Source organism: Nakamurella aerolata (assembly GCF_013002705.1).
Taxonomy (GTDB): domain Bacteria; phylum Actinomycetota; class Actinomycetes; order Mycobacteriales; family Nakamurellaceae; genus Nakamurella; species Nakamurella aerolata.
Genome location: NZ_JABEND010000002.1, coordinates 190,517 through 205,034 on the forward strand (window position 1 = coordinate 190,517; position 14,518 = coordinate 205,034).

Annotated in this window: 16 protein-coding genes and 1 tRNA gene; 8 read left to right on the plus strand and 9 right to left on the minus strand. The window is 63.1% G+C overall.

Annotation, left to right across the window (positions count from 1 at the left end):
* Nucleotides 1-137 precede the first annotated feature (137 nt).
* A tRNA-Thr gene (locus HKD39_RS04105) sits at nucleotides 138-213 on the plus strand.
* 104 nt (nucleotides 214-317) lie between these two features.
* Here HKD39_RS04105 and HKD39_RS04110 read toward each other — a convergent pair.
* The 6 genes from HKD39_RS04110 to HKD39_RS04135 all read right to left on the minus strand — a co-directional run bounded on the left by HKD39_RS04110 (nucleotide 318) and on the right by HKD39_RS04135 (nucleotide 5,332).
* On the minus strand, nucleotides 318-689 hold the full coding sequence (locus HKD39_RS04110; RefSeq protein WP_171198576.1) for a hypothetical protein: 372 nt from the start codon (nucleotides 687-689) through the stop codon (nucleotides 318-320).
* Between the two features lie 53 nt (nucleotides 690-742).
* Nucleotides 743-1,903: a tyrosine-type recombinase/integrase gene (locus HKD39_RS04115; RefSeq protein WP_171198577.1), complete on the minus strand. Its 1,161-nt coding sequence runs from the start codon at nucleotides 1,901-1,903 to the stop codon at nucleotides 743-745.
* Complete coding sequence (locus tag HKD39_RS04120) at nucleotides 1,891-2,082, minus strand: helix-turn-helix domain-containing protein (protein ID WP_171198578.1); 192 nt, start codon at nucleotides 2,080-2,082, stop codon at nucleotides 1,891-1,893. The genes HKD39_RS04115 and HKD39_RS04120 overlap by 13 nt, the downstream gene beginning before the upstream one ends.
* A gap of 63 nt (nucleotides 2,083-2,145) precedes the next feature.
* A complete protein-coding gene (locus tag HKD39_RS04125) occupies nucleotides 2,146-3,636 on the minus strand; it encodes a replication initiator (RefSeq protein WP_343074585.1) in 1,491 nt (496 codons plus the stop codon).
* Nucleotides 3,633-5,000 carry an FtsK/SpoIIIE domain-containing protein gene (locus HKD39_RS04130; protein WP_171198580.1) on the minus strand — a complete coding sequence of 456 codons (1,368 nt, stop codon included), beginning with the start codon at nucleotides 4,998-5,000 and terminating at the stop codon, nucleotides 3,633-3,635. The genes HKD39_RS04125 and HKD39_RS04130 overlap by 4 nt, the downstream gene beginning before the upstream one ends.
* A complete protein-coding gene (locus HKD39_RS04135; protein ID WP_171198581.1) occupies nucleotides 4,997-5,332 on the minus strand; it encodes a hypothetical protein in 336 nt (111 codons plus the stop codon). Before HKD39_RS04135 ends, HKD39_RS04130 begins: the two co-directional genes overlap by 4 nt.
* 154 nt (nucleotides 5,333-5,486) lie before the next feature.
* On the opposite strand from HKD39_RS04135, the gene HKD39_RS04140 reads away from it, so the two are divergent.
* The 5 genes from HKD39_RS04140 (at nucleotide 5,487) to HKD39_RS04160 (ending at nucleotide 10,349) form a co-directional block, all read left to right on the plus strand.
* Nucleotides 5,487-6,680 carry a helix-turn-helix domain-containing protein gene (locus tag HKD39_RS04140; RefSeq protein ID WP_212753930.1) on the plus strand — a complete coding sequence of 398 codons (1,194 nt, stop codon included), beginning with the start codon at nucleotides 5,487-5,489 and terminating at the stop codon, nucleotides 6,678-6,680.
* On the plus strand, nucleotides 6,680-7,228 hold the full coding sequence (locus HKD39_RS04145) for a flavoprotein (RefSeq protein ID WP_171198583.1): 549 nt from the start codon (nucleotides 6,680-6,682) through the stop codon (nucleotides 7,226-7,228). The genes HKD39_RS04140 and HKD39_RS04145 overlap by 1 nt, the downstream gene beginning before the upstream one ends.
* Nucleotides 7,229-7,261: 33 nt before the next feature.
* Nucleotides 7,262-8,122 (plus strand): hypothetical protein, encoded by an 861-nt coding sequence (locus HKD39_RS04150; RefSeq protein WP_171198584.1) that lies wholly within the window; start codon nucleotides 7,262-7,264, stop codon nucleotides 8,120-8,122.
* A gap of 32 nt (nucleotides 8,123-8,154) precedes the next feature.
* Nucleotides 8,155-9,165, plus strand: a complete 1,011-nt coding sequence (locus HKD39_RS04155; RefSeq protein ID WP_171198585.1) for a DUF6414 family protein — start codon at nucleotides 8,155-8,157, stop codon at nucleotides 9,163-9,165.
* A 515-nt stretch (nucleotides 9,166-9,680) separates the two neighbouring features.
* Nucleotides 9,681-10,349 (plus strand): hypothetical protein, encoded by a 669-nt coding sequence (locus HKD39_RS04160; RefSeq protein WP_171198586.1) that lies wholly within the window; start codon nucleotides 9,681-9,683, stop codon nucleotides 10,347-10,349.
* Nucleotides 10,350-10,936: 587 nt separating this feature from the next.
* Here HKD39_RS04160 and HKD39_RS04165 read toward each other — a convergent pair.
* Nucleotides 10,937-11,164 (minus strand): type II toxin-antitoxin system HicB family antitoxin, encoded by a 228-nt coding sequence (locus HKD39_RS04165; protein WP_171198587.1) that lies wholly within the window; start codon nucleotides 11,162-11,164, stop codon nucleotides 10,937-10,939.
* A gap of 523 nt (nucleotides 11,165-11,687) precedes the next feature.
* On the opposite strand from HKD39_RS04165, the gene HKD39_RS04170 reads away from it, so the two are divergent.
* A complete protein-coding gene (locus tag HKD39_RS04170) occupies nucleotides 11,688-12,245 on the plus strand; it encodes a hypothetical protein (RefSeq protein WP_171198588.1) in 558 nt (185 codons plus the stop codon).
* Between the two features lie 514 nt (nucleotides 12,246-12,759).
* The gene (locus tag HKD39_RS04175) at nucleotides 12,760-13,008 is read left to right on the plus strand and encodes a hypothetical protein (protein WP_171198589.1); all 249 of its coding nucleotides are present in this window, start codon (nucleotides 12,760-12,762) and stop codon (nucleotides 13,006-13,008) included.
* Nucleotides 13,009-13,347: 339 nt separating this feature from the next.
* Here the strand turns inward: HKD39_RS04175 and HKD39_RS04180 are convergent, their stop codons facing one another.
* Together HKD39_RS04180 and HKD39_RS04185 are read right to left on the minus strand one after the other, a co-directional pair.
* Nucleotides 13,348-13,767: a PIN-like domain-containing protein gene (locus tag HKD39_RS04180; protein ID WP_171198590.1), complete on the minus strand. Its 420-nt coding sequence runs from the start codon at nucleotides 13,765-13,767 to the stop codon at nucleotides 13,348-13,350.
* A 20-nt stretch (nucleotides 13,768-13,787) separates the two neighbouring features.
* Entirely contained in the window at nucleotides 13,788-14,468 is a 681-nt protein-coding gene (locus HKD39_RS04185) for a DUF433 domain-containing protein (RefSeq protein WP_171198591.1), read from the minus strand.
* Between the last annotated feature and the right edge of the window lie 50 nt (nucleotides 14,469-14,518).

Here is a 14,518-nt window from a genome sequence, read left to right on the forward strand (position 1 = left end):
GTCTGTGGGACGCGACCTGGGCAAACGCTGATCGAACCGCACATTTTTCTCCCGGCCTGGCGTTGCCCATGAGCGCGGACCGGCAGCGTTCGGCGAGGCTGCGCCACCCGTTAGACTGATCCCGCGCAGCAGCGTGCGCCGCCTTAGCTCAGTCGGCAGAGCATCTCACTCGTAATGAGAAGGTCTGGGGTTCGATTCCCCAAGGCGGCTCCAGCATGGACGAGGCCCTGACCAGCGAATACGTTGGTCGGGGCCTCGTTTGCGTTGCGGCGCCAGTCGTCGATCCGGGCGGCCTGCTAACGGTTTTGCTAACAGCTTCACTCATCGAGGTTGGGCCAGTGCGCTGCACCGTAGGTTCGCGCGTCGGCGGCGAACGCATCCCGCGACGCCGTGTCGATGTCGCCGGGCAGCGCCATCCGCAGCGCGTCGACCACGTCCGAATACCGAATCGGTGGTTGTGGCGCTTGCGGGTGGTGGTTCCTCAGCTCGATGACCAGATCGACCAGCAGCCGCATGCATCGACTCGGTTCGGTTCGCCAGAGCCAGCCGAATACGTGGCCGCCGGTGTCATCGATGATGACGAACCTGCGGATGCCGCCGTCGGCGATGATCTGGTCTGCGAGTCGCGCGACGTACCCGGCCTGCATCCGCTTGTAGATGTCGATCGGGACCTCGATGGTGCGGTTCATCTCTTGATTCCTTCCTGATGGTGGCCGCTCTGGTTGAACGGTGATCTGGCAGCTCATCCGCCGACGGCGGACGCGAAAATGTCAGCTGCTTTGGTCTCGGAAGCCCGCAGCACGTGCGCGTACACCCGCAACGTGATCGCGGGGTCGGCATGGCCGAGCCGGCCGGCGACGACGTGCACCGGCACTCCGGCTTCGAGGAGCACGGTGGCGTGGATGTGCCGCAGGTCGTGCAGACGGATCCGGGGGAGCGAAGGATTCGCGGTCTTGTTGTGCTGTTCGATGAGCTTCGGAATGAGCTGCGATGGCGTGTCTGGGTAGAGCGGCAACCCCGCACCCCGCGTGAAAACGAAGTCGCCGGCAGCCCAGTCGGGGCCCGCGGCGAAGCGCTGGTCGCGCTGGTCGCGCTGGTGGCTCCGGAGTACCGCAACGGTCGCGTCGTCGAGGCTGACCGTGCGAGCATGGCCGCCCTTGGTGGTGCCTTCCACTCGTTGGCCGTTGATGACGGCCACGGTCCCTTGAATCTCCAAGCTGCCGGCGTCGAGGTCGACGTTCGACCAGCGCAGGTTGAGGAGCTCTCCGCGCCGAGCGCCGGTGTAGGCCGCCAGGTGGAAGAAGGGGAACAGGCGATGCGGCCGGGTGGTCTCGAGGAACACGCGGAGGTCAGCGGGAGTCCAGATGTGCTTAGCAGCGGCCGACTGCTTGCGCGGACGTTTCGCGCGATCGACAGGGCTGGCGTTGAGCAGCTGGTCTATGTTCACCGCGTCGTGGAAGGCCTTGCGCAGGATCGCGTGGACCTTCTCGACGGTGCTGCGGGCGAGTGGACGCCCCTTCGCACCGCCGGCTTTGAGTAGATCGGTGTACAGCCTGGTCAGCATGGCCGGCTGTACCGCCTGGAGCCGAACGTCGCCCAGCCGAGGCGTCACGTAGCGGTCGATGAGATCTCGGTAGGACGCGATGGTTTGCGGCTTCACTTCGACCTCGTGAACGCCAAGCCAGGAGTCGAGGAACTGCCCGACCGTGATCGTGGTCCGGTTGACGTACTCCGAGCGGCTGGCAGCGACGCGAGCTTCGTCGCGGGCGGTCTTGGCTTCGCGTTCCGTGGCGAAGCCGCCGACCCATCGGGGTCTGCTGCGGCCGGTTTCCGGGTCGCGAACCCGCACCACGTAGGACCAGGTCGTTCCGCGTTGAAGGATGCCGTCCTTTACGCCGGCCACGGCAGTTCCTCCGTGCCGAGCGACGCGACGTAGTCCCGCAGGTCATCGGCGCGAACGCGGCGGCAGCCGCCGATCTTGACCGACTTCAAGTCGCCGACGTTGATCAGTTGGTAGGCCTTGCCCCGGCTGATGCCGAGGAACTGCGCGACCTCAGTGACTCGGTACAGCATGCGTCTCATAGCGTCCTCCTAGTGATCGATGGGTTATGGCCGAACGGGGTTAGTCGGGGGCAGACCCCAGGTTCAGGGGTAGTCCGTGGCAAGTTGCTGCTCCTCTCGTGCGTGGTCTAGTGCCTCGAGGTGCTCGGTATAGACGCGCGTGGTCAGCAGGAGGTCGCCGGGCGAGAGATGGCCCAGACCGCGGAACTTCCAGGAACCGACCACTAGCGTCGATTCGCTGTGGCCCGCGACGCCAGCACGGTCGATGCCGTCGCCCAGCGGAAAACCATCCGCTTGCCGGTGAGCGGCTCGCGCTCCGCGCAGCTCACCCAGGGTCACGGAGAAGGCTCGGGATTTGGTGGTGAAATGACCACGGAACCCGAGCATGTGGACCCAGCGTTCGATTCCGGCGAACTCGGGCTGAGTTGCGAGCCGCTCTACGGCCCTCAGCATCCGCACCACATGCGGGGAAAGACCGTGCAGTGCAGCCGCTTCCGCTGTCCGGACACCACTGATCAGGCCGAAGTCTTCGGCCGCCTTGGTTGAATACTTGGCGATGTACGCCGCTACTTTCTGCGGGGTGACATGTCCGTCGTCGTCGGTGTCGCCCACGACTCTCCGAATATCGAGCTGGTCCCCGAAGCGGAGCGCCCGGACGCCGTCGTCGGTAGACGCCGCGAGGAAGCCAGAAGCAGCCGACTCCCGCATGAGATTAGGCAGGTCCAGGTTGCTCAGATTTGCCGGCCATGGTGCGTATGGCACTTCCGGGCCATCGAGACGGATGATCGCGTGGAAGTGAACGACTCCTCGAGCCTGGAACTCCGCTACCTTGGCGAAACTGATGCGCATGATCGATCCAAGTTGTCGCTCAGGCAGCTCCAACTCGTCGGCACACCGACGCCTCAACGCGATGGTGAATCGACGCCACAGCTCAGGTGCCTTGGCATTGAACGCTGCCGCACCGGTGTAGTCGTAGCAATCGGGGCAGATCGGCGTTCCGAGCCGTGGATCGTCGTCGTCATGGGTGATAGGGCAGCGGGTGGTCCGGCCGTGCGAGCAGGTCACCTTGGCGCTCCCTGGCCGGCCTCCGCTGGCGCTCCGTCCGGCCCTTCCGCGCCCGCAACCCTGCCCGTGTACCGAACCGAACGACGGCCCGGTCAACGTCACGAACCACGACGGGTTGCCGGCTACCGCTCGAGGTACGCCCTTTGTGCCACCTGCGATGCCGGCTTGGAGCAAGTGCCACACATCGCCGGCATAGGTCCTACTACATGGCGGGCAGACCGACGCCCTTCGATTGCCGCAGCGCACCAGCAGCTGGCCATCAGGCTCATCCTTGCTGTCGTAGATCGTCCGTGCCGATGATTCCCCCGAGGCGACCACTTTGCCGTCGAGCCGGACTGGCCGATGGCAGAACCCGGATGATGCTATGAGTCGCTGCCAGCGGGGGAAGCCAGGCTCCAATTGACGTCGAATAGCCTGCTCGACGCACTCGCTCGGCACTTCGGGCTGGGCGTGGGAAGCAGCGGCGGCCGCGACTCTCACCGCCTGTGGGTCTGCAAATGGCAGAGTCATGCGACATCCTCTCGGAGCTTCCGGCTACCCAGATCGTCGCTGAGGCAGCGGATTTCCTCGTCTCTGATGTAGGAAGCACGAACCATCTGCGGTTCGCCGCCGCCCTCCGACGCGATGTAGCCGACCCCTGGCTGTGCGGCGGGAATGTCCTCTGCACGTGCACCCATCGCGTGCATCCCGTCGCCGAGCACCATGTCCACCTGGGAGCCGCTGTCGAGCCGCATCGCGATTCGCGTCGGAAACAGCGACCGGAACGAGACCACTTCTTTGCGTGGATCCTGCGCGCAACCGATTACGACTACGGCTGCGGCACGACCGCGAGCCAGCAGCGCCGAAACGGCCGCCGTCGCACGGTTCCGCAGTTTGGCATCTGGCTCATAGGCCGTCAGTGTCGACAGCTCGTCGACGACGATGATCAGCATGGGGTCATCGACCGTTGGTACGTGTTGTCGCGCGATTCCGGCAAGCCGACGGCATCGCTCATCCATCAGAGCCACCGCAGACTCGAGCAGCTCCACCATCACAACCGTTGACTCACACGCGAAACGGTCGAAGACGCCCTGGCCGATCCCCAGCTCCATTCCGCCCTTCGGATCGACTGCCCAGGCAGAAACCGTGCCCGTACGAATGGCGGAGGACACGCCGGCCAACATCGCCCACACGATCGAGGACTTGCCGGAACCGGTGACACCGCCAATGAAGGTGTGGGACCCCAAGAGGGGCAGTACCCATGGCGTGCCGTTCGAGGTCATCCCAACCGGGACCTGCCGGAGATCACTGCTCGCGGCCCACGGCAGCCGTCCCAGTGGGTCCGCCAGCAGATCGTGAAACCTGAGTTCGATCTGAATCACGCCTGGCTGCACGTCGTAAACCCGTGCACTTCGTGCGGCGAAGGCCGCCGCGATCTGCGGGCACGCCGCCTGCCAGACACCGGTGTGCTGTCCGATCACCATGGCGACGGTCAGGTGATGCACGCCCTCGTCGATGTCGACGCCAGCAAGTCGGGGCACCACCGTCGTGCCGTCCAGGCGTTTGGTCAAGCCGCACATCTCGGTGATCGGCAGCCACCGACGCCGATACGCGCGGCGGGTTTTCGCGCGCGCCCGGGGTGACGTGATCAGCCGTCGGAACAGGCTGGGGCTGATTACGCGCAGCATGATCAACGCGATGCCAACGCCACCAAGGATCACGAGTCCAACGGCCCAACCCAACAGCTGGCCGGCGAGGACAACCACCACGATCGGCGCTGCGATGGAAGGCCGGCTGACCAGCCACCAGATAGCTCGGAGGGCACCAAGTACCAGCCGCCCGAGGAGGTACCCGACGAGCTCAGTCGGGTCCGCGGGTGCTGTTGACCTGGTCATGCTGCCGGCGCCTTGGCCGGGCCGGAGCCGGAAGCGCTCACGGGGGCGACCCGCTGCGCGCGGAAGGAAACTCCGGAACGGCCCTCGATCTCCCACGTCGTGGCGACCAGATCATGAACCTCGACAAAGCTTCCCGCCGAAACTTTTGGCTCCGCGTCAACGACGATGGTCAGCGCCTCGCGCATGAACTCGTCGCCGATGGGCACGACGGTGAGCTGCCAGAGCATCGCCCCGGACTTGTCCACCCGCTGGTTGCCGGACTGATCGAGCTTGGCGCTCGGTGCAACGACGACTACGTACTTGGTTCCTTCGGTGCGCAACCTCATCCGCATGGTCTGCTCCTTTCCTGGGGTCGCGCGGTTCGCGACCTCTGCATCGAGTGGAAACCCGGTTCGCAGAAGCGACCCGGACAAACTGTCCGGGTACCAAAGGGACGAAGTCGGAGGGCCCCGCTACGCTGACGAAATGCGGGGCGCCGGTGATCAGATGAGCACGGGGCAACGTGTCGCCTTCTACCGTCGGCGCCGCGGCCTCACCCAGGGTGTGCTCGCCGGACTCATCGGACGCAGCGAGGACTGGCTCAGCAAGGTCGAGCGCAACCAACGCCGGCTCAACGAGCAGACCTTGACCGCCGTAGCTCAGGCGCTGCGTGTCATGCCCGAAGACATCAAGGGCCAGCCCGTGTTGGCTGAGGCTGATCGTCCGGCGAACGACGATGTTCCTGCTGTTCGCGAAGCACTCTTGGACCATCGACGGCTGTCCGCGACGCTCTTCGCAGTCGAACGATCATTCGTCGATGTGGACGCGGTAGCGGCGTACTCCCGCAACGTCTGGGACCTGTACCAACGCGGTCAGACGGGCGCGGTCATCTCTGAATTGCCTCGGCTGATCAGGGATGCTCAGGCGCTCGAGGCGTCCGGCGACTCGGACGGCCGTCCTTGGGCAGTGTCAGCCCGGATTCACCACCTCGCAGCTACGACGCTGGCAAAGCTGGGCGAGAGCGAGCTGGCATGGACGGCCGGCGAGCAGGCGATGCGTGCGGCAGAGCGGTCCGGCGACCCGTTGGCGATTGCGTCCGCGTCCAGGGCGACCACGCATGCCTTGTTAGCAATGGGACGCTTCGATCATGCCGTTGAGCTTGGTCAGCGCACCGCCGACTGGTTGAACGATCAGTTGCGGAAGGACGATCCTGCGGCGCTGAGTCTGCTGGGAATGCTGCACCTACGGACCGCGATCGCGGCGTCCCAGCGTCAGGATCGCGCCGCTACGAACGAACTTCTTGACCGTGCCGAGGCGCTCGCCTCTCGACTCGGCCGCGATGCGAACCTTTGGCAGACCAGCTTCGGACCGACGAACGTGCGCCTGCATCGAGTCGCAGCCAACCTCAATCTGGAAGACGTGGCCTGGGTCATCGAGCACGGCGCCGAGGTCAACAGCTCGCAACTTCCGATCGAACGGACGGTCGCGCACAAGATCGACCTGGCCCGCGCAAACAGCTACCACGCAAAGGACCAGACCGCAGTCGAGTACCTCATCGACGCCGAGCACCTGGCGCCCGATCTGGTGCGCCAGAGCGCCGCCGTTCGCGAAACGGTCAAGTCGATGCTGCACCGCAACATCGCTTCGACTGGCAAGGGCAGCCTGCTGGGCGACCTCGCCGTGCGCTGCCGGGCGGTCTGATGGCCACCATCGGGGTTGTGGCCAGCGCTGCCGGAGGTGTCGAGCAGCTGCGGGAGGGCTTGGTGCAGCCACTCATTGAAAGGGGCCACGTCGTCGCGCTCACTGTGACGCCAACAGCCGGGGGATGGCTGGACCGTACCGGCGAGAGGACCAAGCTCGCTGAGTTGACTGGTCTGCCTGTCCGCTCAGAACCCCGGTTCCCGGACGAAGATACCCCCCATCCGCAGATTGACCTCTACGTGGCAGCACCCTGGACAGCCAGCAGCACGGCGAAGCTCTCGCTGGGGATCGCCGACAATCAGGCACTCACCGCACTCTGTGAGTCGATCGCGACGGTGCCAGTGATCGTCTTCCCACGGGTGAACGCTGCGCATGCACGTCAACCGGCCTGGCCGGACCACATCGCGCGCCTCAGAGCAGCCGGCGTTCAGCTCATCTACGGGGACGATGTGTGGCCGCTCGCCGAACCACGGGCCGCCGGCCCACGTGTGCTCCCGTGGCCTGCCATCATCTCCGCTGTGGAGACCCTTGAGGCGGGGCGCTCGTGAGGACTTTCTCTACTGGATCAAGGAGTCTCCGAGGTGAGTAATCCCGAGGAGCCCAGACCGGAAGATGACATTACGATAGGTCCGCCACTTCGATGTGTGGAGGCCTCAATCCCAGTTGTCGGCGACATCATGGCCCAGATTGGCCGGTTTCTGGGTCTGCTGCGCTGGGCAATCGAGTACGCAATGCCTCCTAAAGAAGCATGGTTCCCGAACACTATTGCCGCTGTTGCGTGCTTCTCCAGGGCGTATCAAGGATTGCAGGCAAGCACGTGGCTCGCGCTTCATGGTTTCTATACAGAAGCTCGAATTGCGATTCGCAGTGTCTATGAGTCTGCAGGGCTGGCCAGAATGCTCGCACATGACACCGAACTTGCTGAAAAGTGGCTCCATCGGGGTGACTGGGTTCCTGATCGTAACTCGCGTTCCTACGCTGACGCCATGACAGGCGGCGAAGGTGAAACGTACAGGGAGTACTACAAGCGAGCAAGCACGATCGCGCACCCGGCCGCGATTTCAACCCTTCCTTTTGTGTTGACGGCTGCTGGCGAACCTAACCTCACTTGGGGTCCTGCCTTCGATGAGAGCAGTTGTCTGAGTGTGTTGAAGGAAATCGCGATCGAGGCGGCGTTTGTTTGTTTTGCGTTTCGCATCGCCGCGGTTGATGAGGCAGCGATTGATCCGGCTTGGCTCCGAGATCTGGCCGACCTATCTCGGGAGGTTACTGGGGAGCGTCTCGAGCACCTTGATCGCGACTGGGATGCAATGACTAGTGCATATGAAGAATTCCGAGCGCACGTACAGCACGACGACGCACTCGACGCCACTCTAGAAGAGCACCCAAACAGTATGCGGAATGTTAGGGACCGAATTCGGCGAGACATCCCCGATGACTGAGAAGAAGATCATTGATTGGAGGAGATCGCAAGATGAATGAAAGCGCACTGACTCCGCCCTTCATTCGAGAGTTCATTTACGTAGACGTCGACCGAGCAAGGGTATTGCTTAGTCAACTCGCTGGCAGTGTCCGTAAGGGCTTTAAATTGGTCGATGGCTCGACCCGAGATCGTTCGCTTGGAGTTGGTCGCGCGACGTATCTACGTGGCGGAGATGCCCGAGGCTCTGAAGAGGAGCACTCTGTCGAGGACGGACTGGTTTCGGACCTGGAGGAGGCGCTCGACGTAAACGGCGCATTGTCGGACATCTCGGTGCGCATCGACGATCCTGATGACTTGAATCTTGAAAAACTGGCACGCGAGGTCCTGCCGGGCTCGGTTGTTCGCCTGACTGCTCTAGGGCAGATGTTTGACGCGACTTATGTCGCAGAATCGCTGGCTGCGATAATGACGGCTGCCGCCGGAATATCGGCGATCGCGGGACCCCGAGATAGCCGAGCGCGAAGTGGTAAACCTGGCGGCGCGAAACAATCACGAGATCGAAGGGTCCCAGAAGGTGGACAGCTGGAGGATCTCATACCTATGATCGATAACCTGGACATTCTCGAAGGCCTCGACACGGATTCGGTGCGGGCAATTGTAAAGACCACGAGAGGCATATTTCCCGCTGGGCTGCACCTGGTTTTCAGTTCCCAGAACGGTCGGAAGTGGTCGGCCCTCGCGCGACTACAAAAGGACAGAAAGTACCTGGATGCGGAACCGGAGATCTTGTTTTCGCGGTACGGTACGGGAAAGAGTCTTTGGACGGTGCTGGGTACAGTAGGGCACTTCGCTGCTTCCAGACCCCCTGATATGGCTAGTCCCCAGGCCGACTTGGTTCGCGACGACAAATCAGTCGATCGAGCCAGCTTTGTTGCTATGGTCAACGGCCTCATCGGGACGATGGCCTCACTTGGATTTTCCAGTACTGCATCCTATCCAGGAGTTTCGATCGTACCAGTTGCTGTTTATCGATCGGTCGAGATTGGGGGAGCGTCGATATAAGTGCCTTCCGTGCTTCGGCGCTGGGACAACCCCACAGCTGTGAAGTCACGCCGTACTGGCTTTGGGGCCAGCTCCTTGATGCCCTGCTCGATGGAGACCGATCGAATACGCACCTGGACCGCAAAGGCGCCACCAGGCCTGGGTGGCCGGGACTTCACGCGGAAAGCTCATTCAGAATGGAGCGCGGTCTACGGGAAGAACGCTCCTTCCAACGAACTGGCTGCTAAGGGTGCTCCGAGAGGCTTCGCTCGGCCGGCCAGCGTCCTGAGTCTCGCGTGGGACACGTGGGACACGTGGGACGTAGTGTCCGTGACAATGGACCTCGTGGCCTCTACCCGCGTGTCGCGACTTTTTTTGGCGTCCAGATGGCTAGGCTACCGGTGCGTAGCACGCTAAGCGCCCGAAGGGCCGGTAGCCTAGCCATCTGGACGCAAGACGAAACCCCGGCGATGTGGCCGGGGCCAGGGATCGTTCCGGGGTCTTCGATGGTCACAGTACCAGTAGGAGGCCATCCGATGCTAGATCCCAGCGTCGACTACACGCTGTTGCAAGATCTGATCACGACCGAGCGTCTAAGTTCGTACTTCAAGTGGGCCGGCGGTGACCTCGATCGAGCGTTCGAGCTCTACGAGTGGAACATGGAAGCATCAGCGGCGGCGCTGTCCGTAGCGGCGATGGTCGAGGTCATCGTCCGAAACGCGCTGGACCGTGAGCTGACCGCCTGGGCGGCCAAGCGCCAGCTCGGCGACTGGCTAGCCGCTGTACCGCTCGACCCGCGCGGGCGCGAGGACATCGTGAAAGCTCGTGCTCGGGCTGCTCGTGGTGGACGCCAGGTCAAGCACGGGCACGTGGTCGCCGAGTTGAGCCTGGGCTTCTGGCGGTTCCTCCTGGCCAGCAAGTACTTGACCAGCCTGTGGATTCCTGCGCTGGGTAGGGCGTTCCCGTTCGCCGCAGGGGATGAACGAACGAAGCGACGCCAGATGGAATCTCATGCCCAGCAGATCTTGTACCTCCGCAACCGGGCTGCGCATCACGAGCCGATCCATCGACGCGATCTCGCCGCCGATATGCGTCGCGCGCTCAGACTCGTAGGGGCAGTTGATGCAACGGCCGAAAGTTGGGTGCGTTCCCGTGAACGACTGACGACAGTGATCGCTGAACGGCCGATGTCTCCTGGTCCTTGAAGAAACCCGAACACCAGGAGCGCCCGGGCGGAACGTAGCCCAAGCGGGAACCATGGCGCGTCCCCCTGGGGGACCAGCGTCAAGGCCGGGTCTTTCGGACAGCGGTGCTCGCCCGCCCCGACTGGATTAGCCCTTCTGACTCAACGCGTCCCTGACAGCCTCGACAGTCTCATGATTGCCGCGAGGATGTGTCTCGATCCACCATGCGAGATACTCCCGCGCCCCCTGCTTTGTCGCGGCAGCAGGGAACATCACGCACATTGAGGCCTGGGTGCCCTCGCTCTCGATGTGGCTCCAGCCGTCTATGCAATCTCCATAGGCCCTCCAGCGCGAATGCTTGCCACACTCCCATTGATGGCGCACGATTGCGCATCGGTAGCACGCGAGCGTTCCGTTCATTCGCGCGAACCGCCGCCGCCATTCAAAATCCAGTGCGTATGCGTCCCCGTTCCGGGGGATCGGCTGGTCGCACAGGCAACAGGTCAACCGAAAGTCTGGTCTCTTCACTGGGATGCTCCTCAGCCGTAAATGGACGTCAACTGAAGGCGTTCTGCCAGTAGCGGCGGACACCTGCGATCCCGTGCTGCCTACTGTAGGCCATCATCCGATGTCGTGGGCTCGAAATGCTTATCGATCACGATGGACGTGTCGTTGGCCGTCGGTACCTGCTCTCCGAGGACGAACTCGATCGCTTCTCGTATCATCGCCTCGGCATCTGCAATGTCTCGGACCTGGGAGATCGCGCCTGGCACCTCGACGCATTGGAGCGTCCACCAGCCCTGAGACCGCGTTGCCCGCACCGTGTAGGTCGTCATCGCGTTGGGCTCCTCACCTGAGAAGGTCGGTCTGGTCGTTGACCTGCCCGCCCTGACCACTGGTCGCGCCGTCCGGTGACAGTAGTCGGAGCGGTCGAGCGTAGCCTTCACAGCCGGCGGTCTGGAACCCTGTGCACCTCGCGCCCGCCGTCCGCGCCACCACTTCGCGCCGTATGGCTGCTAACAGATTTGCTAACAGCAGCAGTGCTCGACATGGTCAACACTGGACGATCCGGGAATCAACGATCGAGCATCGCCGCACGTCAGAGCACTGGGTGAACACCGGCAGACGCCCGGCGCGGCACTCGTAATGAGAAGGTCTGGGGTTCGATTCCCCAAGGCGGCTCCAATGTGGACAAGGCCCTGACCAGCGGAAACGTTGGGCAGGGCCTCAGCTCGTTCGACCCTGACTTTGGGCGCGGGCCGGCTTGCTGACGGCGTTGCTAACAGGCGCAGCGATCCTGCATGCGCAACCTCGGTGGGGCGTGGAGCGTCCCACCTGAGGCTCGTCTAGGTTCTGGGTGTGGACCCATGGAGCGGCTGGCTTGGCGCGTTGGTCGGTGCAGCGGTTGGCGGCCTGATTGCCTTCTTGGTCGCGTATTTCGTGCTGAGAAAAACCATTTCGGAGCAACACGCCGCGGCAGCCCGGCAGTCGAAGGAGCAGCTCGACGCCCAGCGACGATCCATGCTGTTCGATTCACTGGGCAAGTTTGTCGATGGAACCTTTGGGATGAACGACGCGATCGAACATGGGCCGTTGGCAGTCCGCGCTGCGCACTCCAGGGCTCTCGGCGGAATCCTTCTGTTCGAGGTTGCGCTCGGCGAGGACGAGGATGAGATAGGAAAGCTGCTTCGGCGTATTGACGACGTCATGTGGCAGTTCAGCGTTATGGCGGCGTCTCCAGCTGATGCCAAAGCTGTCCGGCCCGTTGCGGTTCGGCGCGACAAGTTGACAGACGCCTTCGGCGCGATTATTGCGACTGTTCAGGAATGGGTGGCTCATCCTGCGAAGCGCGCCGACATGGTGGCGCTCTTGCAAAAGTCGGCCGAATCGCTCGAGGCCACGCGGGGTCCTCAGTAGCTGCATGCATGATCGCCTGCAGTGCCGTGAGTCGATTCCGACAATCGCCGGCCAAGCAGCGTCCGGTTTCGCGAGGCTGCACCTTCTTTACCTGTCGGGGGCGGCAGCGAAGATGTCGGCTGCCTTGTTCTCGGCTCCTTGAGTACGCGGGCGTAGACCCGTAGAGTGATCGCTGGTTCCGGTCGTCTATGAGGACGATGGGTGGCCGCTCACCGAACCCCGAGCCGCCGGTTCGCGGGTTCCGTCGTGACCCGCCATCATCGCCGCCGTGGAGGCTGTCGCCGGGAGGCCCTCGTGAGAACTTTCTCTACTGGATCAAGGAGCGGCTGATGTCGCAAATCGATGGAGCGGTCTACGCTGACCAAGTTTCGATCGTCGTTCGAGTCACTGGAGACTTTCGGTTTCCGGACTTGTCGGCCGATATGGAACAATCAAAGATATCGCTATACCGGCGTTGACTGCCTACCTTACTGCAAGATTTGTTCGCAAGAAGGAATCTCAAACACTTGACATAATGGCGAACATTACCGACGCGGAGTTCGAGATGAAAGCCATGAATGCGGTGCGGTCGAGATATCAGCAGTTGAGTCTGGATCAATTGCACGTTGCTCGCCTTAGCTGGGCGGCAGACGGAAGCGTCAACGCTGAGGTCATTGTCGACCCTCCGGACGGCAGGAGATTTGAAGTTGGTATCAAGATGGAAGGTGCGGCGGGCGTTGCGGTTGTATCTATGATGCGGATAGATCCGCCTCAGAGTATGTGACGCACGACGACGAATCAATACACTGACGAGCGGGTCGCTGGACTCGGTCCTGGATTCGAGATCGGCTACTTCGAACAACTCTGGCGGGCAATCGGGCGCCTTCCTTTTGCTACTCCGAAGCTTATTCACTGAACGCGAATTCGTTGAACTGGCCGGCGTGGCGTAAGGGCATCGGTCGGCCAATGTGAAAGAATTGGAGTTACCACATTTCGATTCAGCAACGGTCCCACCGAAGCTATCCAATCAAGGGCGCGGCTTTGCCGCGCAACCCGGGCTGTCGTTCGTTGGCCCGACAGGGACCCTCGCGCTCCGGGACTGGCGGCCCTCCGCGCACCCCCATCAGCCCATCGACCGACTGCCCGGGTTCGGGCGCAACTTCAACGGTCGAAGACCGGTCGGGGTCATAGCGAGTGCCCAAGGCCCCGGCCCGCGCTTGACGATCTCACGTCGCAGACGATCCTCGTGTCGTAGGAACAACTCCAGCTGCTGCTGCGGCCCCATGTCCTGCTTAGCCCCGATCCATACTGAGCGGACACCGTGCTCGTGGTATGCGCGTAGCTCAGCGGGACGTGATCTGATGCGGCGCTCGCGGCTCACGACGATGTACTGGCGGTCTCCGACGATCGGAAGCCATTCCAGGTCGGCGGTACCGCGCGGAATCTCCGGCAGGTCACTGTGTCCGGGATAGACGACGTCCAGGCGTCCACGCCGCTGCAGTAGCTTGCCAAGTCCGAGGGTGTTCTCGTCGGTGAAATACACCGGCGTGACCCTCGCCGCCATCAGGCGGCGCGTTCGCTAGCGGCAATCAACTCGAACCGGAGAGCCTCGTCGACCTGCTCGATCGTCAAGTCGTACAGATCTGCCAGGTCGTCCCGGCCCGTGCCGGCTCGGTAGTCCTCAGCAAGTGCCTCGGTCTTGACGCTACGGATCGCAGGTTGACCGAACGCTCGGCGAGGGTCCATCACCACACCGGGGGTGCGGGCCTCTGGCTTCAAACGTGCCACTTCGTCATCGTCGTACTCGACCGCCGAGTGGAACCGTTCGGCGGCGTCCGCAAGAACCAGCTGACCGCTGCGGACGACGACGAGCTGGAGTGACGGATCCACCCCGACCCGTTCCTGCACGGCTCGAACCAGTTCGCGGCCGGAAACGTCAAGGAGCGGCCGCGCATGAGCGAGCGGATAGCGGCCGAACTCTTCGCGGAGCTGAACGATCGCCGGCCGCAGGCGCTGGACCGGTACCTCCCGGCTGCGGAACTCGGCCAACAGGCGCGCCTCGACCATTTCGCCCCAGGTCACCGAATCGGATCCGGTTGGTTCTTGGCGGAGCACCGGCTCATAGAACCTTCGATCGCGGACGTAGCCCTCGAGCCAGCGCTTTGCAGTGCCGGAGTGCAGGCCGACGAGGCGATCGACGTCCGGGTAGGAGTAGATCGCTCGATCGAGCAGGGACCCAGCCATGGAACCCATACTGTCACCAGGGACCGTCACCGGGTGGTCGGCCCGCCGCG